Here is a 22,749-nt window from a genome sequence, read left to right as displayed (position 1 = left end):
CGTGCGAACGAGGAGGGGATACCCGGCGCCGGGGGAGGGAACTCCCCCAAGCGCACCATTTTGCAGATGTTTGGCCGCCTTTCTCCGGCGGAGCCTCAGACCTGCCCGGCCTTCTCCAGCGCGGCGCAGCAGGTGCCGGTGATCAGGCGGGTCACCACGTACGGGTCGACGTTGGCGTTCGGGCGACGGTCCTCGATGTAGCCCTTCTTCTCCACCTCGACCTGCCACGGGATCCGCACCGACGCGCCACGGTCGGACACGCCGTAGCTGAACTCGCTCCAGGGCGCCGTCTCGTGCATCCCGGTCAGCCGCCGCTCGATGTCGGCCCCGTACCCGGCGACATGCTCCTGCGCCTTCTCGGCGAGCGCCTCGCAGGCCGTGATGATCGCGTCGTACCCCTCGCGCATGGCCTTGGTCGAGAAGTTCGTGTGGGCGCCCGCACCGTTCCAGTCGCCCTCGACCGGCTTCGGGTCGAGCGTGGCGGACACGTCGTAGTCCTCGGCGATGCGGTAGAGCAGCCACCGGGCGACCCACATGTGGTCGGCGACCTCGACCGGGCCCGCCGGGCCGATCTGGAACTCCCACTGCCCCGGCATGACCTCGGCGTTGATGCCGGAGATCTTCAACCCGGCGGCCAGGCAGGCGTCCATGTGCCGTTCGACGATCTCACGTCCGAAGACCTCGTCGGCGCCCACACCGCAGTAGTAGAAGCCCTGCGGGGCCGGGTAGCCCCGCTCGGGGAAGCCGAGCGGACGCCCGTCCTTGAAAAACGTGTACTCCTGCTCGATCCCGTACCAGGAGTCCTGCGCCGCGTACCGTTCGGCGATCGGACGGAGCTTCGCCCGCGAGTTGGTCTCGTGGGGCGTGCCGTCCACCAGGTAGACCTCGCAGAGCACCAGTTTGGAGTCGCCGCCCCGGATCGGGTCGGGGCAGGTGAACACCGGCTTGAGCACACAGTCGGAGTGGTCACCGGGCGCCTGGTTGGTGCTGGACCCGTCGAAGCCCCAGTCCGGAAGATCGGCGCCATCGGCCAGGATCCTCGTCTTCGACCGCAGCCGCGCGGTCGGCTCGGTGCCGTCGATCCAGATGTACTCGGCCTTGTAGCTCAACATGGGTCCCTTCAGACGCTTCTCAGGCACGCCACACCCTGCCAACCGGGCATTTCGGACCTGTTGCCCGTATGTGAACGCCATGTAAACCCGCGAGCCGCCGCCGGGACGCCACCCACCATCCACACTTTATCTTTTTACCTTTCTGATCCCTTCTACATGATCTTCCCGGTTCAAAATGAGCGAGGAATTCCTCGCCGCACCGTGCGGCAAAAAACACAGAACGGGGGAAAAGGATGAGGCGTACTATCGCGGCTCCACTCGGCACGGTCGTCGTACTGGCCGGGCTCGCCGCCATCGCACCTTCCAGCCAGGCGCATCCCGGCGCACAAACCCATATCGTCTGGCCGGGTCACTCGCTCCAGTCGGCCGTCGACCGCGCCAAGCCGGGCGACACGCTGCGGCTCAAGGCCGGTCACTACGACGGCGGCATCCTCGTCCGCAAGCCCCTCACCATCCGCGGCGAGGGCAACAACACCATCATCCGTCCCGGCCGCACCGACCACTGCGCGAAGGCCAAGGTCCCCGGCATGGGGATCTGCGTCGTCGGACGGCCGAAGCACCCGGTCACGGGGGTGTTCATCAAGCAGGTGACCGTCCAGGGCTTCCGCGACACCGGCGTCTACGGCAACTACACCGACCGCATGAAGGTCCTGGCCGTCCTGGCCAAGAAGAACGGCGAGTACGGCATCGCCCAGTTCAACTCCACCCGCGGCGAACTCGTCTGGAACTGGACGATCGAGAACAGGAACGACGCCGGCCTCTACGTCGGCGACACCGCCAACGCGCAGGGCACGGAGGTCGCCTGGAACAACTCGTCCGGCAACGCGCTCGGCCTCCTGGTCCGGCACGCCCGCCACATCAAGGTCCACGACAACAACCTCCACGACAACTGCACCGGAATCGCCCTGGTCGACGACGGCCAGCGCACCGGGCAGGGCAACACCAAGATCTGGAAGAACACCGTCTCGAAGAACAACAAGTACTGCCCGCCGCACGGCCCGGCGCCCGCGCTTAACGGCACCGGGATCCTGTTCTTCGGCGGTGACCACAACGAGGTCGTGCAGAACACCGTCCACAAGAACCAGGGCAAGCTCGCCTACTCCGGCGGCATCGTCCTCTTCCGCGGCGTCCCACCGCTCAACCGTCCGGCCGCGCACAACCTGATCAAGGCGAACAACCTCCGCGAGAACACGCCGTACGATCTGGTCAACCGAAGCGGCAGCAAGACCAACCGCTTCGTCGGCAACTCCTGCCGGACCTCCAGCCCGCCCAACCTCTGCTGACCGCTCGGAGGGGCCATGTTCGCATGGCCCCTCCGATGACTTTCACCCACGGCCATGGTCTACACCTCGACACCACAAGGAGGAGCCATGACCAAAGCACTCCCGCCCATCGTCGACACCGCCACCTGGCAACGCCACCTCGACGACCTACGCGCCCGCGAGAAGGCCGCGACCCGCGAACTCGACGCGATCGCCGCCCAACGCCGCCGCCTCCCCATGGTCGAGATGCCCGACTACACCCTGGAGGGCGAGCACGGCGCCGTGAGCCTCGCCGACATCTTCGACGGCAAGAGCCAACTGATCGTCTACAACCACATGTGGTTCCCCGACAAAACCTGGCAGTGCCCCGGCTGCACCGGCTTCACGTCCCAGTTCACCCGTCTGGAGTTCCTGGACGCCTACGACGCCAGGTTCGTCATAGTCACCCAGGGCCCCATCGACGAGGCCCTGGCCTACAAACACCGCGTCGGCAACAAGATGACCTGGTACTCCACCGCCAACAGCCCCTTCGGCACCGACGTCGGCGCACCCCCCGGCGGCGGCTTCGCGGTCAACGTCTTCCTCCGCGACGGCACCACCGTCTACCGCACCTGGCACACCAACGGCCGCGGCACCGAACAACTCACCCACACCTTCGCCCTGATAGACATCCTCCCCTACGGCCGCCAGGAGGAATGGCAGGACTCCCCCGAAGGCTGGCCCCAGTCCCCCACCTACTCCCGCTGGCCGACCTCCGAACAAATAGCCGCCAACTACGCCTGAACAGACGCTCACCCGTGACACAGGACGGCTGATTCACTCGTCGTGGTACTCGCCCTCGTCCCCCTGAACGCGGGCGCCAAACTTCTTAGCGATCTCACACATCTTCGCGATCAGAACCTCATCCGGGTTCTTCACGACGACACAGCCGTCCCGCCAGTCCAGCCAAGCCCCATCCGTCTCAACCTCCGGATGAGTGACCATCCACGCCAACCAAAACCACACCGCAGTCTGACCCCAACATCGCAACATCCGGCAGACACAAAAAGCCATGATCACCGCTCGCCCCTTGGCGACCGCCACGAACACGCCCCACACTTCTCAGAGCCGGAGTACTGCGCCGGAGGCGCTCTTCTGCGCCAAGTGCGTAGGCTCGCGGCATGCCGAGCCCACCCAAGCCAACTGATCCCGAACATGAGGCGAGCCTGGGTCGGGTGGCTTTCTGGCTGAGTCCGGAGGATCTGAAGTGGTTGGCCACTCGCTGCGTGTGCACTGATGCCACTTCCGATGAGGAACGGCGCCGGTGCGCTCGCATTCGTTTTCGTGCCCATGCCGCGCTTCATAAGGCGGGCTCGAAGCGCGACGACTCCCCTGATCAATGACGGGAAAGTGCAACGGCGCAACCCGGTGACCGCCGGCATCCAGCGGACGGGGCGCCCACGCCGCATGCTCCGGGCGGCCAGGCGCAGGCTCGCGGGCCAAGTGCCCGCCGCCCCTTGACCTCAGCGCGGGTGCGGTCACCATCCGGCAGGCGCAGGTCGAACGCGACACGGATGAACTGATCATCGGCCCACCCGAGTCACGAGCGGGCTCGCGGACGGTGGCGCTCCCTCGAGCGATCATTTCGGAGCCACGGCGGCATCTCGGCGACCTCACCGGGGCCGGGGCCTCACGCGCTGGTCCGCCCGGGCGAGGTGGTGGCGTTGACGCTGATGACGACGGTGAGGGTGTGCGGGATGCTCGTGCTTGTCGTTAATGGCACGAAGACCCCGTTTCCTTGGTTGGAAACGGGGTCCTTGTGGTGGTGGGCGCGGGCGGTTTCGAACCGCCGGCTCCTCGCTTGTAAGGCGAGTGCTCTACCCCTGAGCTACGCGCCCGTGTCGCCGGGAAAGCGTACCCGGTTCGGAGTGTGGGGGCGAAGTGGATTCGGCGGAGGCCGGTTCGCCGGGGTGGCGAACCGGCTCCGTGCGGTCGGGGGTCAGGTGTCCAGGTGGACCCAGACGCCCTTGACCTCCGTGTAGGCGTCCAGGGCGTAGGGGCCCATCTCGCGGCCCCAGCCGCTGGACTTGTAGCCGCCCCAGGGGGCGGCGGCGTCCGGGATGGGCAGCATGTTGATGAAGACGGCGCCGGCGCGGATGTCGGCGGCCAGGCGGTGTGCGGTGGACAGGTCGCGGGTCCAGACGGACGCGGCGAGGCCGAAGTCGGTGTCGTTGGCGCGGGCGGCGAGTTCCTCGGGGTCGTCGTAGGCGAGGACGGGGAGGACGGGGCCGAAGATCTCCTCGCGGGCGATGGTCATGTCGTCGGTGACGCCGCCGAAGACGGTGGGGCTGTAGAAGTAGCCGTTGGCCAGGGGGCCGTCGGCGCGCCGGCCGCCGGTGACGAGTTCGGCGCCCTGCTCGGTGCCGGTCTTGACGAGGGAGTCGACCCGGTCGAGCTGTTCGAGGGACACGAGGGGGCCGATCTGGGTCTCGGGGTCGAGGCCGGGGCCGAGGCGGAGGGTGGAGGCGGCGGCGGCGAGCTTCTCGGTGAACTCGTCGGCGCGGCGGCGGTCGACGTAGAGGCGCGTGTAGGCGGCGCAGACCTGGCCGCTGTTGAGGAGGGCGCCCTGGAGGTTGCCGGCGACGGCCTTGTCGATGTCGGCGTCGCGGGCGATGACGCTCGGGGCCTTTCCGCCGAGTTCGAGGGTGACGCGCTTGAGGTTGCCCGCGGAGGCCCTGACGATCTCGCGTCCGACGGGGCTGGAGCCGGTGAAGGAGACCTTGTCGACGTCGGGGTGCGCGACGAGGGCGCGGCCGACGTCGGGTCCGCCGGTGAGGAGGTTGATCACGCCGGGCGGGAAGCCGGCCTCGGCGCACAGCTCGATCAGCCGGACGGTGGTCAGCGGCGTCTGCTCGGCGGGCTTGATGATGACGGTGTTCCCGCAGGCGAGCGCCGGGGCGAGCTTCCACGCGGCGATCATGAGGGGGAAGTTCCACGGAGTGATCAGCGCGCAGACGCCGACGGGTTCGCGGCGGACGTAGTGCAGGGTGTCCGGGAACGAGACGGGAGTGACCGCGCCTTCGAGCTTGGTGCACCAGCCCGCGAAGTAGCGGAAGTGCTCGGCGGCGCCGTTGACGCTGACCGACTGGGCGATGCCGAGCGGCTGGCCCTGGTCGCGGGTCTCCAGTTCGGCGAGGTCGGCCTGGTGCTCCTCGATCAGGTCGGCGACGCGCCAGAGGAGGCGGGCGCGGGCGCTGGGCGCCATCGTGGTCCACGCCGGGTCGCGCAGTGCGGCCCGCGCGGCGTCGACGGCGTTCTCCACGTCCTTGGGCCCGGCCTCCGCGCAGGACGCCAGGACCGCTCCGGTGGCCGGATCGGACGTGGTGAACTCGGCGCCGTCCGCGGCCGCGGCCCACTCGCCGTTGATGTAGAGCCGAGTGTTCATGGGGGGACCTCCCTCGCAGGTTCGGCCCCAGTCTCGGCCGGAGAGGGCGTCCGGGTCTTGTCTGTGGGTGTACGAGATTTGACCTGATCGGTAACGATCACTCGCCGGAAATCGTCACCCGGTACTCGCGCGGGCTGGCGCCGTAGGCGGCCTTGAACACGCGGCTGAAGCGCGCCGCGTCCACGAAACCCCACCGGGCCGCGATGGCGCTGACGGGACGGTGCAGCTGGAGCGGGTCACGCAGGTCGCGGCGGCAGTGCTCCAGACGGCGCTCCTTGATCCACGCCGAGACCGTCGTGCCCTCCTCGCGGAACAGGTTGTACAGGTGGCGGGACGAGACGAAGTGCGCGGCGGCGATGTCGTCCGGGGACAGGTCCGGGTCGTCCAGATGACGTTCGATGTAGGCGCGGACGCGCAGCAGCAGGGCGCGGCGGCGCGCGTCGGCGGTCGGCGCGCTCGTGTCGAGGCGTTCGGCGAGGAGGGTGACGAGAAGGTCGACGATGTTGTCGCCGAGCCGGACGCTGCCGTGGTCGTCCAGGTCGTCGAGCTGCTGTGCGAGCTGGAGCAGAAACGGGGACAGCAGTGCCCCGACGCCCTGGCGGCCGGAGATCCGGGTGGCGGTGAGCCCGGCGACGGCGTCCTCGGGCAGATGCAGCAGGCGGCGCGGGACCATCAGGACCAGCTGCCGGTACGAGTCGTCGAACACGAGCGTGTACGGACGCGTCGTGTCGTAGATCGTGAAGTCGCCGGGGACGAGCGCGGCCTCGCGCCCGTCCTGCGTGAGCAGGCAGTACCCGTTGAGCTGCACGCCGATCTTGTAGTGTCCGGGATCGGACTGGGAGATCAGCGCGCCGGTGCGGCGCACGATGTTCGGTGTGGACGCGACGTCGGCCACCGTGAGCGCGCCGAGCTCACGTCCGCGCAGGCGGCCTTCGAACCGTTCCGGACGGTTGGTGTCGGCACGCAGCGGCACGAACATGTCCGTGACCGAGTTGCGCCAGTAGTCGAACCGTTCGGCGACCGGAAGATCCGACGTGCGGATGAGCATGGACATGCGCATTTCCCCAGATGAGACCCCATTCCCCTGATGCACCCATGGTGCACCGTCCGGGCCGGATCGCGCTAGTGGCAGCCCGGCCCGGACGGAGAGCGACGTCATGCCTCAGGCCATGGCCTCGCGGACGAGATGGGTGTCGCAGAACTGCTCGAAACCCGTCACCTTGCCGTCCTTCACCCGCCACACGTGGACGAACCGAACCTTCATGAACTTCCCGGTGGCCCGGTAGGTGCCCGAGTAGTGGCCGATCGCGACGACGGTCCCGTCACCGCCGTCGACCAGCTCGTCGGGGTCGGCGCGGAAGCCCTCCCAGTCGGCGTTCAGGCGCCCGAACACTCCGGCCTTGATCTCGTCAAGGCCCACATAGGTGCCCGCGTAGGGGAACCCGGCCATCTCCGTCCACGCGATGTCGTCGCCGAACGCCTCCATCATTCCGGCCAGGTCGCCGCGGTCCGACGCCGCGTAGTGGGCCTTGATGATGTCGTAAGCCTCGCTCATGTGCTGTCCTCCCATTCTTGTGCCAGTCCAGCGTCTCGGCCGGGTCGGGATCTTGATTGTGTCCGAATGATCCTTGTCTGTCGCGGCACAGGTTAGGACGCGGGCGTGATGCGGGTCAGCGCGGCGGCGATACGGTCGGCGGCCCCCGGGACCGCCGGTGCGGGGAGGCCGCCGACCATCGTGAGGGCGAAGCGCATGAGGGACGGGTGGGACAGCCCGTGGCGGGTCGCGAGCCGCATGACGCGCGGGTCGTCGAGGGCGCGGGTGACGGCCCGGCCGAGGGTGAACGGGCCGCCGTTGGCGCGTTTCAGGGCGGCCGGGTACGTCCGCAGGACCCGTTCCGGCGCCTCCGCGGAGAACGCGGTCATGATCACGTCGGCGGCGATCCGGCCCGCTTCGAGCGCGTACGCGATGCCCTCGCCGCTGAACGGGTTGACCATGCCGCCGGAGTCGCCGACGAGCAGGAGCCCGGGCAGGTGGTGGGGTGCGCGGCTGAAGCCCATGGGAAGCGCGGCGCCGCGCACCGGTCCGACGGCGTTCTCGTCGGTGAGGCCCCACTCCGGCGGCAGCCGGGCCAGCCAGCGGGACATGAGCCCGTGATAGTCGGGGTGCGCGCTGCGCAGCAACGCCACTCCGACGTTGCAGGTGCCGTCGCCCATGCCGAACACCCAGCCGTAACCGGCGGGCGCCAGGTCGAGCCAGATTTCGAGGTGATCGTCGTCATGGCGGGGGCTGCGGTAGTAGCGGCGGCCCGCGATTCCGATGGGACGGTCGCGCCGGGGCCGCAGCCCGAGCGCGACACAGAGCCGCGAGGAGGCGCCGTCCGCGGCGATGACCAGGCGGGCCCGGTGTTCTCCGCCGGCGGTGCGGACGCCCGTGACCCGTCCGTCCGCCCGGAGGGGCCCGGTGACCTTCGTGTTCTCCCGGAGGTCGGCTCCGGCGGCGACCGCGTTGCGGGCGAGTAACTCGTCGAGGTCGGCGCGGGTGCGGGTGAGGCCGTGACCGTCCGGCCAGGGGATTTCGAGGCGATGGCCGCCGCCGACGAAGCGGATGCCGCCGGTGCGGAACCACCCCGGCCCGGTCACGTCGACGCCGAGGCGACGGAGTTCCTGGACGGCGCCGGGCGTCAACCCGTCCCCGCAGACCTTCTCACGCGGGAACGACGACTTCTCCAGCACGAGGACGTCCAGACCGAACCGGGCCAGATGACAGGCGACCGCGGACCCCGCGGGACCCGCGCCCACCACGATGACGTCGCGCACAGACGTCATCAGATCACGTGTTGGGCGGTTCCGCGCTGATGTCGGCGAGGGCCGAGCGTTCGTCGCGCTGGACGGCCAGGTCCCCGATGGAGACCATCCCGATCGGGCGGTCGCCGTCCACGACCGGGATGCGGCGGACGGCGTGTCGCCGCATGAGCCGCACGGCGTCGTCGGCGTCCGCGTCCGGCGCGACCGTGACGATGTTGGTGCTGCAGATGTCGGCGACGGGCGTCGCGCCCAGGTCCTTCTCCAGGGCGACGGCGCGGACGACGATGTCGCGGTCGGTCACCAGGCCGCGAAGCCGCCCCTCGTGGACGACGAGGACGTCGCCGATCCCATGCTGCCGCATCAGGTCCCCTACCCGGACCAGGGACGTGTCCGGGGACACCGACACGGGCACCGGTGTCATCACCTCGTTCACCATCTGGGCCATGTGCGAGCCTCCCCTCTCAGGCTCGCGTACCCAGCGACGGGCGGGATATGTCGGCGGCGGGGCGGTCAGGCCTGCGCGTCGGGCCCGTCCTGCTCGGCGAGGAAGCGCTCGAACTGCGCGCCGAGCTCCTCCGCGGTGGGCATGTCCTGCGACTCGGCGAGGAGGCTGTCGCGCTCGGCGGCCCCGGCGAACGCGTCGTACTGCTGCTCCAGGGCCCGGACGACCTTCTCCACCTCGTCGTTGCCGTCCACCTGCTCGGCGATGTCGGCGTCGGTCGCGGTCGCGGCCTCCCGGAGCCGCTCGACGGGCAGCACCAGCCCGGTGGCGGCGATGACCGAGTCCAGCGCGGCGACGGCGGCGGCCGGGTACGCCGACTGCGCGAGGTAGTGCGGGACGTGCACGGCCAGCCCGACCGCGTCATGACCCGCCTCCCCGAGCCGCAGCTCCAGCAGCCCGGCGGCGCTCCCGGGGACCTGGACCTTGTCGAACCACGAGTTCCGCGTGACCAGCTCGGGGCGGGTGGCGTGCGTGGTGACGCCGACCGGACGGGTGTGCGGGACGCCCATGGGGATGCCGTGGAACCCGACGACCAGCCCGACGTCCAGGCGCTTCACCAGATGCAGGACGGACGCGGTGAACCCCTCCCAGAGCCGGTCCGGCTCCGGGCCGGACAGCATCAGGAACGGGCTTCCGACCTCGTCGCGCAGCAGCCGCACCACCAGTTCCGGCGCCTCGTAGGACGCCCAGTGGTCGCGGTCGAACGTCATCGGCGGGCGCCGCGCCCGGTAGTCGATCAGCGCGTCGACGTCGAAGCGGGCGATGACGCGGTGCTCCAGCGCCTCCAGAAGGTGCTCCCGCACGAGCTGGCCGGTGGAACCCGCGTCGACGAAGCCGTCGAGGCTGTGCAGGAGCACCGGCTCGGTCATCTCGGGCAGGTCGGTGTCGAGCTCGTACAGCTCCTCAGGGTTCAGCACCTTTTCCCCCACATTTCCATATCGTCCAATGTACGCATTCGTGGCATTTCCCTCTTCGCCCCGGGGCCTGCGTCGCCGAGGGGTCGCCACGAGGCCGAGGCGGTCCCGCACGAACGTCAGGGAAGGCTCCACAGGGACACCGACAGCAGGACCAGGCTGGCGGCGATGAGGAGCATCGCCACGGACTGGCCCCCCTCGTCGGCGGGCACGGTCCTGCCGTGGGTCGCCAGGGCCACGAACCAGGCGAAGAAACCCACGGCGACGATGTCCATCGCCACGGCGAGGCCTGTCACGACACCACCTCCCCCCACACCGGAGCAACCCTAGACGAGTGCGGTCGTCCACATCGCCGCGTCGGCGGGCACACCCGAAACGAACAGGACAGAATCGTGAAACTCGAAGCCCGTGGGAGGGTGCCGTGCCCGGCGACCGCGCTTACGACATCGTGCTGTTCGGCGCCACCGGATTCACCGGCGGCCTCACGGCCGCATATCTCGCCGGGCACGCCGACCCCGGAACGCGCTGGGCCCTCGCCGGACGGAACCGGAGCAGGCTGACGGCCGTCCGCGACCGGCTCACCAAGATCGACCCCGCGTGCGCCGACCTGCCACTGCTGCACGCCGACGCCACCGACCCCGACTCGATCGCCCGGATCGCGGACGCGGCACGCGTCGTCCTCACAACGGTCGGCCCGTACGCCAAGCACGGCGAGCCGCTCGTCGCCGCGTGCGCGCGCTCCGGGACGGACTACGTCGACCTCACCGGCGAACCCGCGTTCGTCGACCGGATGCACGCCAAGTACCACGACGAGGCCGTGCGCAGCGGCGCGCGGATCGTGCACGCCTGCGGGTTCGACTCGATCCCGGCCGACCTGGGCGTCTACTTCACGGTCCAGCGGCTCCCGGAGAACGTCCCGCTACGCGTCGAGGGGTTCGTGCGCGTGCGCGCCGACGCGTCCGGCGGCACCCTGCACTCGCTGGTCGGGGCCCTCGCGGACGCGGCACGCCCCCGGCGTTCCGGCCGCCGTCCCAAGGAGCGCCCCGCCGCGCGCACGGCACGCGTCTCGCGACGCGCGGTGCCCAAGACCCGAATCGGGGACGGCTGGACGCTGCCACTTCCCACCCTCGACCCGCAGGTCGTCATCCGCTCGGCGGCGGCACTGGACCGCTACGGACCGGACTTCACCTACGGCCACCACCTCGCCGTCAGGCGCCTCTCCCGCGCCGCCGGGCTGGTGGCGGGCGCGGGCGCCCTGGTCGTCCTCTCCGCGCTGCCGCCCACCCGCCGACTCCTGCTGGGGCTCCGCCGGCCGGGGGACGGACCGTCCGAGGAACGGCGCGCCCGGCACTGGTTCAGCGTGACGTTCACCGGCGAGGGCGGCGGCGAACGCGTCGTCACCGAGGTCGCGGGCGGCGATCCCGGCTACGACGAGACCGCCAAGATGATCGCCGAGTCGGCACTGTGCCTGGCCCACGACGACCTGCCCGCCACCGCCGGCCAGGTCACGACCGCCACCGCGATGGGCGACGCCCTCATCACCCGCCTCACCCGCGCGGGCATCACCTTCCGCGTCCTCACCCCGACCTGACCTCCACCAGAAACGCCGCAACTACCACGACGCGAGGGACGGGACGCCGCGTGGACGTTTGAGTCGTTACGGGGCGGGGCGTGACCTCATGCGGCCAGGAGTGGTGTCGGGGTTCGAGGTCGGGGACGGCGCGCGGGTCAGGTGCCGCGGCCTCGGCGCAGGACGCGGTTCAGCGCCGCGGCCACCTCCTCGGACAGGTCGCGGTCGCCGGACGTGGGCGGCGCGGCGCCCGAGTGCACCAGGTCGGCGGGGGCGGCCTCGCGGGTGTGGTGACAGTCGCGGCACTCGACCTCGCCGAGGCGGCACACCAGCGCGACGGAGCCGCACGCCGCGCAGCGGTCGAGATCGTCCGCCCAGTCGTGGGTGGACTGGCAGCCTGGGCAGATCAGGATCTGGCGGTCCGCCCGGACCCCGCGCTTCCACAGGCTCACGCCGCGCACGGGATCGGTCTGCCGCGCCCCGCAACGGAAGCAGGGCATCACACCTCCAGGGTGCGGGGGCCCGCCCGGCGCGCCGGACCGGCCCGTTCACTCAGAGATCGGCGAGCGCCTTACGGTACTCGCCGATGTCGCGTGCGTCCGGGATCGCGTTCACGACCTTCCACCGGACCACGCCCTCGGTGTCGATGATGAAGGTGCCGCGCTGGGCGACGCCCCTGTCCTCGTCGAAGACGCCGTAACGTCGGGCCGTCTCGCCGTGCGGCCAGAAGTCCGACAGCAGCGGGAACTGGTATTTCTCCTGGTCGGCCCAGGCGCGCAGCGCGAACATCGAGTCGACCGACACGGCGAGCACCTGCACACCGTCACCGCCCAGGGTGGACAGCTCGTCCCGGATCTGGCACAGCTCGCCCGTGCAGACGCCGCTGAACGCCAGCGGGTAGAAGACCAGGACGACGTTCTTGCCCTGCCCGTCCGCCCGGAAGTCCGACAACCGCACCGGAGTGCCGTGGTGGTCCTTCAGTTCGAAGTCGGGTGCGCGGTCGCCCACCTCAAGCGCCAAAGCCTCTCCCATGGATTTCGACCCCACCGACGGCAGGGATGAACCCGTCCCCACGGACGTGGGAGACGGGCCCGGTCTGTGCGATCCCGCGGCGCCGCCGGACCAGGGCGCCGTGGGCGTCCGCGCTACTTGCGGACCTTGGGTGCGACCAGTCGCGTCCCGGACCACTCCTTCGCGGCGCTGACGCTGCTGGTCTGCGACAGGCCGGCCGTCTGCGCGGCCTCGCCGATGTCGCTCGGCTCCACGTGGCCGTCCCGGCCCGCCTTGGGCGTCAGAAGCCAGATGTCGCCGCCACCGGCAAGGGGGATCATCGCGTCGGTCAGGCCCTCGAACAGGTCGCCGTCGTCCTCGCGCCACCACAGCAGCACGACGTCGGCGACGTCGTCGTAGTCCTCGTCGACCAGCTCGTTCCCCGTGACGGCCTCGACGGATTCCCGGAGATCCTCGTCGACATCGTCGTCGTAGCCGATCTCCTGCACCACCTGGCCCGCCTTCAGGCCGAGCCGTTCGGCCAGGCTGCGCTCAGACTGCGCCTGACCCGCGGTCGCGCTCACGAAAGTCCTCCCATTGTCGTCGTCCGCACGGTGTCGTGCGCGTGCGCTCCGGCCCCCGGGCCGGGTGGCCCGCCCGCACCCGTGCGGTGTTTGCGGGACAGTCCACACAAGTGAGGGCCCCTAGCGCAAGTGTCTTCCCGGCTTTTGGTGGCCTCATTGGCCCGAATACGAGAATCGCTGTCATGAAAAGCTCACGAAGAGTGACACCTTCCGGGTCATCCTTTGACGAAGGACAACCTGACCTGGCGATCGGGGTTGTCGACGTTGAGGTCGACCAGGGCCACCGACTGCCAGGTGCCCAGCGCGAGCCGTCCGCCGACGACCGGGAGCGTCGCGAACGGCGGGACGAGGGCGGGCATGACATGTGAACGGCCGTGCCCCCGCGAACCGTGGGCATGCCGCCAGCGGTCGTCGGCCGGAAGCAGATCGCCCAGCGCCGCGAGCAGGTCGTCGTCGCTGCCGGACCCGAGTTCGAGGATCGCCACACCGGCGGTGGCGTGCGGGACGAAGACGTGCAGCAACCCGTCGCCGCCCGCCGACGCGGCGAACTCCTCGCACTCGGCCGTGATGTCGTGCACGACCTCGCGTGTACCGGTGGTCACCCGGACCACGGTGCTCTCCATGATCCCGTGTTTACCCGATCCAGAGGCTCGGACGCCTCCGAAATCCCCGGACGCGTCTCAGCGCTGGTGACTCATCCGCTCCCCGGGCTCGATCACCGCGTCCGGCCCCGGGTAGACCAGCGCCGTATGCTCGTCGGCGTAGCGGACCAGGTACGGCGGCCCGCCGTCCGGCCCGCGCACCTCGACGATCTCTCCTATCCGGTCCGGCTGGCCCACGACGTTGCCGTGAACGTGCAGCCGATCTCCGACCTGTCCGTTCATCACTCCCCCAAGCTCGTACGTCCGCCACCTGGACGGACCGTGCCGGGCACGTGGTGCCGTATGTTCCCAGCCTCATACGTTCCCCTCCCCCCGTCGAGGGGAATCTTCCCGACACGTGAAAAAGCGGCCCACGACGTTGGCCCGCGACAAGAGCCCGTGACGACGGCGCCGCAGGGGGCGGTACCCCGTGACAGCGGGGACAATGGTTACCGGCTGGTAGAGATGCGTTAGCCGTCGTGAACGGCGACGATGGATCACAGACCGAGGCGACGAACAGTCGGCCGGTGACCGGCGGCCTCCCTCCTGGCGGCACCGGTCTCACCAGCAAGGACGGCAAGGACAAAGGGGACCCCGTGGCTTCCGGACGTCAACGCTTTTCGATCATCAGCGACGGCCTGCCGAGCCAGCTGCCGGACATCAACCCGGACGAGACCCGGGAGTGGCTGGAGTCGCTGGACACGGTCATCAAGACCGAGGGCCGTGGCAGGGCGCGCTACGTGATGCTCCGGCTCCTGGAGAGGGCCCGGGAGCTGCAGGTCGGCGTGCCGGGCCTGCGCAGCACCGACTTCATCAACACGATCCCGCCGGAGCACGAACCCTGGTTCCCCGGCGACGAGCACGTGGAGCGGCGCATCCGCGCCTATATCCGGTGGAACGCCGCGATCATGGTGTCGCGGGCGAACCGTCCCGACATCGGGGTCGGCGGGCATATCGCCACCTACGCCTCCGCCGCCTCGCTGTACGAGGTCGGCTTCAACCACTTCTTCCGCGGCAAGGACCACGGCGAGTCCGGCGACCAGGTCTTCATCCAGGGCCACGCCTCGCCGGGCATCTACGCCCGCGCCTACCTGGAGGGACGGCTGCCGGGCGACAAGCTCGACGGGTTCCGGCAGGAGCACTCGCATCCGGGCGGCGGGCTGTCGTCGTACCCGCACCCCCGCCTCATGCCGGACTTCTGGGAGTTCCCCACGGTCTCGATGGGTCTGACGGCGATCGACTCGGTGTACCAGGCGCGGTTCAACCGCTACCTCTACAACCGGAAGATCAAGGACACGTCCCGGTCGCACGTGTGGGCGTTCCTCGGCGACGGCGAGATGTCCGAGCCGGAGTCGCTCGGCGCGATCGGCCTCGCCGCCCGCGAGGAGCTGGACAACCTCACCTTCGTCGTCAACTGCAACCTGCAGCAGCTGGACGGACCGGTCCGCGGCAACGGCAAGATCATCCAGGAGTTGGAGTCGTTCTTCCGCGGCGCCGGCTGGAACGTCATCAAGGTCATCTGGGGCCGTGACTGGGACCCGCTGCTCGCCCAGGACGTCGACGGCGTGCTGGTCAACCAGATGAACACCACCCCGGACGGCCAGTTCCAGACCTTCAGCGTCGAGTCCGGCGCCTACATCCGGGAGAAGTTCTTCGGCGCCGACCCGCGGCTGCGCAGGATCGTCCAGCATCTGTCGGACGACGAGCTGCGCAAGCTGTCGCGCGGCGGGCACGACTACCGCAAGGTGTACGCGGCGTTCAAGGCGGCCCGCGAGCACGTCGGGCAGCCGACCGTCATCCTCGCGCACACGATCAAGGGCTGGACGCTCGGCTCCGACTTCGAGGCGCGCAACGCCACCCACCAGATGAAGAAGCTCACCAAGGCCGAGCTGAAGGAGTTCCGGGACCGGCTCTACCTGGACATCCCCGACTCGGCGCTGGAGGAGCCGCTGCCGCCCTACTACCACCCGGGCGAGGACTCCGACGAGATCCAGTACATGCGGGAGCGCCGCGCGGCCCTCGGCGGGTTCCTGCCGAAACGGGTGGTGCGCGCCAAGCCGCTGAAGCTGCCCGGCGACCCGGTCTACGGCGAGCTGAAGAAGGGGTCCGGCAAGCAGAACGTCGCGACGACCATGGCGTTCGTCCGGCTGCTCAAGGACCTGATCAAGGACGAGAACATCGGCGCCCGGTTCGTTCCGATCGCCCCGGACGAGTACCGCACGTTCGGCATGGACTCGCTGTTCCCCACGTCCAAGATCTACTCGCCGCACGGGCAGACCTACGAGGCCGTCGACCGCAAGCTCCTGCTCTCCTACAAGGAGTCGGAGAGCGGGCAGATGCTGCACGAGGGCATCAGCGAGGCCGGGTCGATGGCGTCCACCATCGCCGCGGGCACTTCGTACGCCACCCACGGCGAGCACATGATCCCCGTCTACATCTTCTACTCGATGTTCGGGTTCCAGCGGACCGGCGACCAGATGTGGGCCCTCGGCGACCAGATGGGCCGCGGGTTCCTTCTCGGCGCCACCGCGGGCCGTACCACGCTCACCGGCGAGGGCCTCCAGCACGCCGACGGCCATTCTCCGCTGCTCGCCGCGACGAACCCGGCATGCGTCCACTATGACCCGATGTGGGCGTTCGAGCTGGCGCACATCGTCCAGGACGCGCTGCGCCGCATGTACGGAACGTCCGAGAAGCACCCGGACGGCGAGGACATCTTCTACTACCTCACCGTCTACAACGAGCCGTATCAGCAGCCACCCGAGCCCGACGACCTCGACGTCGACGGCGTCCTGAAGGGCCTCTACCGGTACAAGGCCGCGCCCGAGGTGGCGTCCGGCAACGGCGAGGCGCCCCGGGCGCAGATCCTGGCGTCCGGCGTCGGCGGCCGGTGGGCCCTGGAGGCGCAGCGGCTCCTCGCCGAGGACTGGGGCGTCGCCGCGGACGTGTGGTCGGCGACCTCGTGGAACGAGCTGGCCCGCGAGGCCCGCGAGTGCGACGAGTGGAACCTGCTCAATCCGGACACCGAGCAGCGCGTCCCGTACGTCACCCGCAGGCTCGACGACGTCCCCGGGCCGATCGTCGCCGTGTCGGACTTCATGCGCGCCGTACCCGACCAGATCGCGCCCTGGGTGCGCGCCGACTTCACCGCCCTCGGCACCGACGGTTTCGGTTTCTCCGACACCCGCGCCGCCGCCCGCCGCTTCTTCCACGTGGACGCGGCGTCGATCGTCCTGGCGGTCCTGACCCGGCTGGCCCGCAACGGCGAGATCAAGTCGGAGACGCCGCAGCAGGCCATCGAGCGCTACCGCCTGAACGCGGACGTCGGCGACGTGTTCGCGGGCGGCGCCGGCAGCCCCGAGAGCAACACCGGCGGGGAGAGCTGACCCCGGTGACCGCAGAGGCGTAGGCCGCGATCACCCGGACGGGCCCCGAGCGCACGCTCGGGGCCCGTCGTTCTTCAGGACGCCGGAGGCGTGAACACGCCGAAACGGTTGCCCGCCGGGTCTTCCAAGTAGGCGAACGAGAGGCCGTTGCCCGTGGTCACCGTCGGCATGGCGACCTTTCCGCCGTGCTTCTCCGTCTGCGCGCAGACCGTGTCGACGTCCTCCACCAGCACCAGGAACATCGCGTGGTTCTCGGACGGGTCCGCGGAGTAGGCGACACCGCCGGTCGGCTCCTCGGTTCCCGGGTAGCTGATCAGGTCGTAGCCGTCGTCGTCCGGGTTCACCGCGAACTTCCAGCCGAACATGTCGCCGTAGAACCGCCGCGCCTCCTCCGGCGCGTCGGACCCGACCTGGAACCACGTGACGGTGTTGAACGCGGGAACTGTCATGGCCTCTCCTCTGCCTTTCAACTGGTTCGCCACCAGCCTCGGGCCGACCCGCGACAGCCCCCTGTCGGGGTTTCTCAGACGAATTCGAGAGGGCGCACCACGAATTCGCCCGGGGGCCGGGCCAGCTCCTCGTAGCTGCGTTCGGGCGCGGGCTCGTCCAGCAGCGCGGCCCGGCGGACGCGGTCGATGCGGAAGACGCGGGCCCCACCGCGGAGGCGACACCAGCCGATCAGGTACCACCACAGCGACACGGCCGTGAACGCGACGGGTTCGACGTCGCGCCGGGTCTCCGCTCCGTCCGCGGCGACGTAGTCCAGCCGGACGACCCGCCGGGCCGACACCGCCTCCTCCAGAACGGCGGGCACGGACGCGGGCTCGCCCCCGTCGGCCGGAGTCAGGAACCGGACGCGGTCGGCCAGCTCCCGCGCCGACGCGCTGTCGTCCGCCGACATCGCCGCGACGATCTTGTGCAGGGCGGTGCGGGCGGCCCGGGAGTACGGCGACCCGCCCGCCCGGGCCAGGGTGATCGCGACGGCCACGGCCTCGGCGGGCGTGAAGTTCAGCGGCGGCAGCGTCCGGCTCCTGTCGAGGGTGTACCCGCCGCCGCGGCCCACATCGGCGAAGATCGGCACCCCGGCCTGCTGCAACGCGCCGATGTCACGCTCGATCGTCCGGACGCTCACCTCGTACCGCGCGGCCAGCTCCCGCGCGCTGACCCGCCGCGGCGCGCACGCGCGCAACTCCTCCACCAGTGCGTACAACCGGTCGGTGCGATTCACGAGCCGACCGTACGCGCCACCCCCGACATTCAGAGCTTGGAGCGGGCCCAGGTGGTGAGGGTGTCGGCGGGGAGGGTGTTGACGATCTGGGACGGGGGGACGGCGCAGCGGGCGGCCCGTTCGCAGCCGACGGGCTGCCAGTCGAGTTGGCCGGGGGCGTGGGCGTCGGAGTCGATGGCGAAGCGGCAGCCCGCCTCGACGGCGAGGCGGAGGAGGCGTTTCGGGGGGTCGAGGCGTTCCGGACGGGAGTTGATCTCGACGGCGACGTCGTAGGCGGCGCAGGCGTCGAAGACTAGGGCGGCGTCGAACTGCGACTCGGGGCGCAGGCCGCCGCGCTTGCCGCCCGCCTTGACGATGCGTCCGGTGCAGTGGCCGAGGACGTTCACGCGGGGGTTCGCGATGGCCGCGACCATGCGCTCGGTCATCGCGACGCGGTCCATGCGGAGGTTGGAGTGGACGCTGGCGACGACGACGTCGAGGCGTTCGAGTAGGGCGGGGTCTTGGTCGAGGGATCCGTCGTCCAGGATGTCGACCTCGATGCCGGTGAGCACGCGGAACGGCGCGAGGGTCTCGTTGAGTTCGGCGACGGTGTCGAGCTGGCGGCGCAGGCGCTCGGCGCTCAGCCCGTTGGCGACCTTGAGGCGCGGTGAATGGTCGGTGAGGGCGATGTACTCGTGGCCGAGGGCGCGTGCCGTCTCCGCCATCTCCCTGATGGGGGAACCGCCGTCCGACCAGTCGCTGTGGGTGTGCAGGTCGCCTTTCAGGGCGGCGCGGAGGGCGGCGGAGGCCTCGTCCACGGGCTCGCCCTCGGTGGCCTCCAGGCGGCGCAGGTAGACGGGGGTCTCGCCGCGCAGGGCCTCCTCGATCACGAGGGCGGTGACCTTGCCGATGCCGGGGAGGGCGGTCAGCATGCCCGCGCCGGCCCGGGCGGCGAGTTCGTCGGCGGGCGTCCGGTCGACGAGGTCGGCGGCCGTGCGGAACGCGCGGACACGGTAGGTCGGCTCATGGGCGCGCTCCAACAGGAACGCGATGCGGCGCAGGGCTTCGACGGGCTCCACGCCTCGCACCGTACCCTCGGCCTCGGACGGCCCGTCCAGGTGACACCCGGCCGACCTCGGGACCGGTCATCACCGACGTGGTGGCACCCTAAGGAGGTGGACACCGCGAGCGAGACCGAGATACGCGAGCAGACGACCCAGCGCCTGGAGAAGGCCATGGGGACGTTCGGCACCGCGGCGCTGAACCGCATGGAGGAACAGCTCCCCTGGTTCCGGCGCATGCCCGCCGACCAGCGCTCCTGGATCGGTCTCGTCGCCCAGGCGGGCATCGCCGCGTTCGTCGAATGGTTCAAGAACAACGAGCGGACCCGTCCGGCCATCGCCGGTGAGGTGTTCGGCACCGCGCCCCGCGACCTGCTCCGCGCCATCAAGCTCCAGCACACCATCGACATGGTCCGCGTCATCATCGACGTGGTCGAGACCCGGCTGGACGAGCTGGCCGCGCCCGGCGGCGAGGCCCAGCTCCGGGAGGCGATCCTCCGGTACACCCGGGACGTCGCGTTCGGCGCCGCGCAGGTGTACGCGCGCGCCGCCGAGACCCGCGCCGCCTGGGACGCGCGGCTGGAGGCCCTCGTCGTCAACGCGGTGCTGCGCGGCGAGGTCGACGACGGGATGCACTCGTGGGCCGCCGCGCTGGGCTGGACGTCCAAGCCCGTCACCGTCGTCGCCGGGTTCACCCCGGAGGACGAGGAGCCCGAGGTCACCATCGACCAGATGCAGCTCGCCGGGCGCCGCGCCCGCTCCGACGTGCTGGCGGGCGTGCAGGGGCACCGCGTCATCGTCATCGTCGGCGGCGACGCCGACCCGATGGAGGCGGCCCGCCCGATCGCCGCCAAGTGCGGGCCGGGGCCGGTGGTCGTCGGTCCCCGCGTCGCCGACCTCTACGACTCGACCCGCTCCGCCCACGCCGCCGTCGCCGGGCTCCGCGCCGCCGCGGGCTGGCCGGACGCGCCGCGTCCCGTCCACGCGACGGAACTGCTGCCCGAACGGGCGCTGGACGGCGACGACGAGGCGCGCCGCTATCTCGTCGACAACGTCTACAACCCGATGCTCGCCGCGGGCGCCCCGCTCCTCGACACGCTCACCACCTATCTCGAACAGGGCTCGTCGCTGGAGGCCACCGCGCGGCTGCTGTTCGTCCACCCCAACACGGTCCGTTACCGGCTGCGGCGGGTCAGCGAGTTGACCGGGCTCGCACCGACGGACGGCCGGAACGCGTTCACCCTCCGTATCGCGCTCGTCCTCGGTCGATTCCAGAAGCGCTGATGACCGTGAGCTTGTAGGGGTCGTACAAAGGGGTCCGACCAAAGTTCGTGCCGATCCGCATCGTGAGGTGTGGTGAGATCACGGCAGGCTGGACGCTGTGATCCTCCTCGCATCGCCCGGCCAGGGCGCCCAGACCCCCGGCTTTCTGCAGCCATGGCTAGAGATATCCGGTGTCGCCGATCGTCTGGCGTGGTGGTCCGCCGTGACCGGGCTCGACCTGGTCCGGTACGGGACGGTCGCGGACGCCGAGGAGATCCGTGACACCGCGGTGGCCCAGCCGCTGCTGGTCGCCGCCGCGCTCGCCGGCCACGAGGCCCTCTACGACGGTGTCGACGGCGTCCCGGACGTGGTCGCCGGGCACAGCGTCGGGGAACTGGCCGCCGCCGCGATCGCCGGGGTCCTGTCGCCGGAGACGGCGCTGGTCCTCGTCCGGGAGCGGGGACGCGCGATGGCCGACGCCGCCGCCGTCACCGAGACCGGGATGACCGCGGTGCTCGGCGGTGACCCCGACGAGGTCCTCGCGTCCATCGACAAGCACGGCCTCACCGCCGCCAACGTCAACGGCGCCGGTCAGGTCGTCGCCGCCGGGACCACGCGGAACCTCGCCGAGTTCGCGGACGAACCGCCCGCGAAGGCGCGGCTGCGCTCGCTGTCGGTCGCCGGGGCGTTCCACACCGAGCACATGGCGCCCGCCGTCGACGCGCTCCGCCGCGTCACGTCCGGCGCGCCCGTCACCGACCCGGGGACGCGGCTGCTGCAGAACCGCGACGGCGCCGTCGTCGGGTCCGGGCGCGACTTCGTGGAACGGCTGGTCGAGCAGGTCAGCGCACCCGTCCGCTGGGACCTGTGCATGAACACCATGCGCGACCTCGGCGTCACCGCGATCATCGAACTGCCGCCCGGGGGGACGCTCACCGGGCTGGCCCGCCGCGAACTGCCGGGGGTCGAGCGCGTCGCCCTCAAGACACCCGACGATCTCGACAAGGCCCGCGAGCTGATCAAGGCGCACGCGTCATGAGCGGCGGACTGCGCATTCCCGACGCGCGGGCCGGCGCCCGCGTCCTGGCGTTCGGCGACTACCGTCCCGCGCGGATCGTCACCAACGACGAGATCGCGCGGACCGTCGACACCGACGACGAGTGGATCCGCACCCGCGTCGGCATCGCCGAGCGCCGCATCGCGGGCGACGACGAGGGCATCGTCGAACTGGGCGTGCACGCGGGCGGCAAGGCCCTCGCGGGCAGCGGGCTCGACCCGTCCGACATCGACCTGGTGATCCTCGCGACCTGCTCGGCGGAATCGCCGATGCCGGGCTACGCCCCGCAGGTCGCGCACCGCCTCGGCATCGACGCGCCCGGCGCGTTCGACCTGAACGCCGCGTGCGCCGGGTTCTGCTACGCGCTGGCCACCGCCGCCGCCGCCGTCCGCGCCGGGAACGCCCGCAACGTGCTGGTCGTCGGCGCGGAGAAGATGTCCCAGTGGATCGACTGGACGGACCGCTCGACCTGCATCATCTTCGCGGACGGCGCGGGCGCCGCGGTCGTCGCGGGAAGCGACTCCCCCGGCATCGGCCCGGTCGTGTGGGGCAGCGCCGGTGACAAGTACGACAAGATCATCATTGAGGACCGGCATTCGTTCATCCGGCAGGAGGGACAGTCGGTCTTCCGCTGGGCGACCACGGCCATCGCCCCGGTCGCGGCGCAGGCGTGCGAACGCGCCGGGATCAAGCCGGAGGAGCTGGCCGCCGTCGTCCCGCACCAGGCCAACCTGCGGATCATCGAGGCGATCGCCCGTAAGTTGAAGGCCGTCAACGCGGTCGTGGCCGACGACATCGTCCAGTCCGGCAACACCTCCGGGGCCTCCATCCCCCTGGCCCTGTCCCGCATGATCGAACGCGGCGACGTGCCGTCCGGCGCCCCGGCCCTGCTGGTCGGGTTCGGTGCCGGGCTGTCCTACGCTGCCCAAGTCATCCAGATCCCGTAGGCCGTCACGCCTTATCGCAGGCTC

At 70.5% G+C, this 22,749-nt stretch carries 24 protein-coding genes and 1 tRNA gene; 7 read left to right on the top strand and 18 right to left on the bottom strand.

The window, feature by feature from the left end:
- Positions 1 to 95 precede the first annotated feature (95 nt).
- Complete coding sequence (gene glnII, locus BZB76_RS28845; RefSeq protein WP_246007279.1) at positions 96 to 1,139, bottom strand: glutamine synthetase; 1,044 nt, start codon at positions 1,137 to 1,139, stop codon at positions 96 to 98.
- Positions 1,140 to 1,345: 206 nt separating this feature from the next.
- On the opposite strand from glnII, the gene BZB76_RS28840 reads away from it, so the two are divergent.
- Both BZB76_RS28840 and BZB76_RS28835 read left to right on the top strand, forming a co-directional pair.
- Positions 1,346 to 2,395: a right-handed parallel beta-helix repeat-containing protein gene (locus BZB76_RS28840; protein WP_121437594.1), complete on the top strand. Its 1,050-nt coding sequence runs from the start codon at positions 1,346 to 1,348 to the stop codon at positions 2,393 to 2,395.
- Between the two features lie 87 nt (positions 2,396 to 2,482).
- Positions 2,483 to 3,157, top strand: a complete 675-nt coding sequence (locus BZB76_RS28835; protein ID WP_121437593.1) for a DUF899 domain-containing protein — start codon at positions 2,483 to 2,485, stop codon at positions 3,155 to 3,157.
- A gap of 33 nt (positions 3,158 to 3,190) precedes the next feature.
- Here BZB76_RS28835 and BZB76_RS28830 read toward each other — a convergent pair whose 3' ends face one another.
- From BZB76_RS28830 to BZB76_RS34990, 9 genes are all read right to left on the bottom strand, one after another.
- Positions 3,191 to 3,463, bottom strand: a complete 273-nt coding sequence (locus tag BZB76_RS28830) for a hypothetical protein (RefSeq protein ID WP_147449588.1) — start codon at positions 3,461 to 3,463, stop codon at positions 3,191 to 3,193.
- A gap of 713 nt (positions 3,464 to 4,176) precedes the next feature.
- A tRNA-Val gene (locus BZB76_RS28820) sits at positions 4,177 to 4,251 on the bottom strand.
- A 101-nt stretch (positions 4,252 to 4,352) separates the two neighbouring features.
- Positions 4,353 to 5,798 carry an aldehyde dehydrogenase family protein gene (locus tag BZB76_RS28815; RefSeq protein ID WP_121437590.1) on the bottom strand — a complete coding sequence of 482 codons (1,446 nt, stop codon included), beginning with the start codon at positions 5,796 to 5,798 and terminating at the stop codon, positions 4,353 to 4,355.
- Positions 5,799 to 5,895: 97 nt separating this feature from the next.
- The gene (locus BZB76_RS28810; RefSeq protein WP_121437948.1) at positions 5,896 to 6,852 is read right to left on the bottom strand and encodes an AraC-like ligand-binding domain-containing protein; all 957 of its coding nucleotides are present in this window, start codon (positions 6,850 to 6,852) and stop codon (positions 5,896 to 5,898) included.
- Between the two features lie 108 nt (positions 6,853 to 6,960).
- Positions 6,961 to 7,353 carry a nuclear transport factor 2 family protein gene (locus tag BZB76_RS28805; RefSeq protein ID WP_121437589.1) on the bottom strand — a complete coding sequence of 131 codons (393 nt, stop codon included), beginning with the start codon at positions 7,351 to 7,353 and terminating at the stop codon, positions 6,961 to 6,963.
- A gap of 92 nt (positions 7,354 to 7,445) precedes the next feature.
- Positions 7,446 to 8,624 (bottom strand): geranylgeranyl reductase family protein, encoded by a 1,179-nt coding sequence (locus BZB76_RS28800; protein ID WP_121437588.1) that lies wholly within the window; start codon positions 8,622 to 8,624, stop codon positions 7,446 to 7,448.
- 4 nt (positions 8,625 to 8,628) lie between these two features.
- Positions 8,629 to 9,048, bottom strand: coding sequence for a CBS domain-containing protein (locus BZB76_RS28795; protein WP_117404072.1), 420 nt, complete (start codon positions 9,046 to 9,048; stop codon positions 8,629 to 8,631).
- A 65-nt stretch (positions 9,049 to 9,113) separates the two neighbouring features.
- Positions 9,114 to 10,022, bottom strand: a complete 909-nt coding sequence (locus BZB76_RS28790; protein ID WP_211343242.1) for a proteasome assembly chaperone family protein — start codon at positions 10,020 to 10,022, stop codon at positions 9,114 to 9,116.
- Between the two features lie 116 nt (positions 10,023 to 10,138).
- Positions 10,139 to 10,315: a hypothetical protein gene (locus BZB76_RS34990; RefSeq protein ID WP_170180800.1), complete on the bottom strand. Its 177-nt coding sequence runs from the start codon at positions 10,313 to 10,315 to the stop codon at positions 10,139 to 10,141.
- A gap of 125 nt (positions 10,316 to 10,440) precedes the next feature.
- Between BZB76_RS34990 and BZB76_RS28785 the strand changes: the two genes are divergently transcribed.
- The gene (locus BZB76_RS28785) at positions 10,441 to 11,610 is read left to right on the top strand and encodes a saccharopine dehydrogenase family protein (RefSeq protein ID WP_121437587.1); all 1,170 of its coding nucleotides are present in this window, start codon (positions 10,441 to 10,443) and stop codon (positions 11,608 to 11,610) included.
- 137 nt (positions 11,611 to 11,747) lie between these two features.
- Here the strand turns inward: BZB76_RS28785 and BZB76_RS28780 are convergent, their stop codons facing one another.
- From BZB76_RS28780 to BZB76_RS28760, 5 genes are all read right to left on the bottom strand, one after another.
- Positions 11,748 to 12,089, bottom strand: a complete 342-nt coding sequence (locus BZB76_RS28780) for a hypothetical protein (protein WP_121437586.1) — start codon at positions 12,087 to 12,089, stop codon at positions 11,748 to 11,750.
- 52 nt (positions 12,090 to 12,141) lie between these two features.
- Positions 12,142 to 12,609: a peroxiredoxin gene (locus tag BZB76_RS28775; RefSeq protein WP_121437585.1), complete on the bottom strand. Its 468-nt coding sequence runs from the start codon at positions 12,607 to 12,609 to the stop codon at positions 12,142 to 12,144.
- A gap of 125 nt (positions 12,610 to 12,734) precedes the next feature.
- Entirely contained in the window at positions 12,735 to 13,163 is a 429-nt protein-coding gene (locus BZB76_RS28770; RefSeq protein ID WP_117404063.1) for a DUF3052 domain-containing protein, read from the bottom strand.
- A gap of 215 nt (positions 13,164 to 13,378) precedes the next feature.
- Entirely contained in the window at positions 13,379 to 13,786 is a 408-nt protein-coding gene (locus BZB76_RS28765; RefSeq protein ID WP_121437584.1) for a YjbQ family protein, read from the bottom strand.
- A 57-nt stretch (positions 13,787 to 13,843) separates the two neighbouring features.
- Positions 13,844 to 14,047: a DUF1918 domain-containing protein gene (locus tag BZB76_RS28760; RefSeq protein ID WP_121437583.1), complete on the bottom strand. Its 204-nt coding sequence runs from the start codon at positions 14,045 to 14,047 to the stop codon at positions 13,844 to 13,846.
- Positions 14,048 to 14,400: 353 nt separating this feature from the next.
- Here BZB76_RS28760 and aceE point away from each other — a divergent pair, with 353 nt between their 5' ends.
- A complete protein-coding gene (gene aceE, locus BZB76_RS28755) occupies positions 14,401 to 17,190 on the top strand; it encodes a pyruvate dehydrogenase (acetyl-transferring), homodimeric type (RefSeq protein WP_121437946.1) in 2,790 nt (929 codons plus the stop codon).
- Between the two features lie 74 nt (positions 17,191 to 17,264).
- Here the strand turns inward: aceE and BZB76_RS28750 are convergent, their stop codons facing one another.
- The 3 genes from BZB76_RS28750 to BZB76_RS28740 form a co-directional block, all read right to left on the bottom strand.
- Positions 17,265 to 17,639: a VOC family protein gene (locus BZB76_RS28750; protein ID WP_121437582.1), complete on the bottom strand. Its 375-nt coding sequence runs from the start codon at positions 17,637 to 17,639 to the stop codon at positions 17,265 to 17,267.
- Between the two features lie 74 nt (positions 17,640 to 17,713).
- A complete protein-coding gene (locus BZB76_RS28745; protein WP_121437581.1) occupies positions 17,714 to 18,418 on the bottom strand; it encodes a helix-turn-helix transcriptional regulator in 705 nt (234 codons plus the stop codon).
- A 29-nt stretch (positions 18,419 to 18,447) separates the two neighbouring features.
- On the bottom strand, positions 18,448 to 19,476 hold the full coding sequence (locus tag BZB76_RS28740) for a PHP domain-containing protein (protein ID WP_211343241.1): 1,029 nt from the start codon (positions 19,474 to 19,476) through the stop codon (positions 18,448 to 18,450).
- Positions 19,477 to 19,572: 96 nt separating this feature from the next.
- Between BZB76_RS28740 and BZB76_RS28735 the strand changes: the two genes are divergently transcribed.
- From BZB76_RS28735 to BZB76_RS28725, 3 genes are all read left to right on the top strand, one after another.
- Entirely contained in the window at positions 19,573 to 20,742 is a 1,170-nt protein-coding gene (locus tag BZB76_RS28735) for a PucR family transcriptional regulator (protein ID WP_121437579.1), read from the top strand.
- Positions 20,743 to 20,839: 97 nt separating this feature from the next.
- Positions 20,840 to 21,760: an ACP S-malonyltransferase gene (locus tag BZB76_RS28730; RefSeq protein ID WP_121437578.1), complete on the top strand. Its 921-nt coding sequence runs from the start codon at positions 20,840 to 20,842 to the stop codon at positions 21,758 to 21,760.
- A complete protein-coding gene (locus tag BZB76_RS28725; RefSeq protein WP_121437577.1) occupies positions 21,757 to 22,725 on the top strand; it encodes a beta-ketoacyl-ACP synthase III in 969 nt (322 codons plus the stop codon). The genes BZB76_RS28730 and BZB76_RS28725 overlap by 4 nt, the downstream gene beginning before the upstream one ends.
- Positions 22,726 to 22,749: the final 24 nt, after the last annotated feature.

This window comes from Actinomadura pelletieri DSM 43383 (assembly GCF_003634705.1).
Taxonomy (GTDB): Bacteria; Actinomycetota; Actinomycetes; order Streptosporangiales; family Streptosporangiaceae; genus Spirillospora; species Spirillospora pelletieri.
The sequence above is the reverse complement of the archived record's forward strand: the minus strand, read 5'-3'. Positions and strand labels throughout refer to the sequence as shown.

What these genes read in the sequence shown, in the direction of transcription:
- BZB76_RS28810 (WP_121437948.1), bottom strand. Translation starts at nt 6,852, where the DNA reads ATGTCCATGCTCATCCGCACGTCGGATCTTCCGGTCGCCGAACGGTTC.
- BZB76_RS28805 (WP_121437589.1), bottom strand. Translation starts at nt 7,353, where the DNA reads ATGAGCGAGGCTTACGACATCATCAAGGCCCACTACGCGGCGTCGGAC.
- BZB76_RS28840 (WP_121437594.1), top strand. Translation starts at nt 1,346, where the DNA reads ATGAGGCGTACTATCGCGGCTCCACTCGGCACGGTCGTCGTACTGGCC.
- BZB76_RS28725 (WP_121437577.1), top strand. Translation starts at nt 21,757, where the DNA reads ATGAGCGGCGGACTGCGCATTCCCGACGCGCGGGCCGGCGCCCGCGTC.
- BZB76_RS28780 (WP_121437586.1), bottom strand. Translation starts at nt 12,089, where the DNA reads ATGCCCTGCTTCCGTTGCGGGGCGCGGCAGACCGATCCCGTGCGCGGC.
- BZB76_RS28765 (WP_121437584.1), bottom strand. Translation starts at nt 13,786, where the DNA reads ATGGAGAGCACCGTGGTCCGGGTGACCACCGGTACACGCGAGGTCGTG.
- BZB76_RS28750 (WP_121437582.1), bottom strand. Translation starts at nt 17,639, where the DNA reads ATGACAGTTCCCGCGTTCAACACCGTCACGTGGTTCCAGGTCGGGTCC.
- BZB76_RS28800 (WP_121437588.1), bottom strand. Translation starts at nt 8,624, where the DNA reads ATGACGTCTGTGCGCGACGTCATCGTGGTGGGCGCGGGTCCCGCGGGG.
- BZB76_RS28815 (WP_121437590.1), bottom strand. Translation starts at nt 5,798, where the DNA reads ATGAACACTCGGCTCTACATCAACGGCGAGTGGGCCGCGGCCGCGGAC.
- BZB76_RS28760 (WP_121437583.1), bottom strand. Translation starts at nt 14,047, where the DNA reads ATGAACGGACAGGTCGGAGATCGGCTGCACGTTCACGGCAACGTCGTG.
- BZB76_RS28835 (WP_121437593.1), top strand. Translation starts at nt 2,483, where the DNA reads ATGACCAAAGCACTCCCGCCCATCGTCGACACCGCCACCTGGCAACGC.
- BZB76_RS28795 (WP_117404072.1), bottom strand. Translation starts at nt 9,048, where the DNA reads ATGGCCCAGATGGTGAACGAGGTGATGACACCGGTGCCCGTGTCGGTG.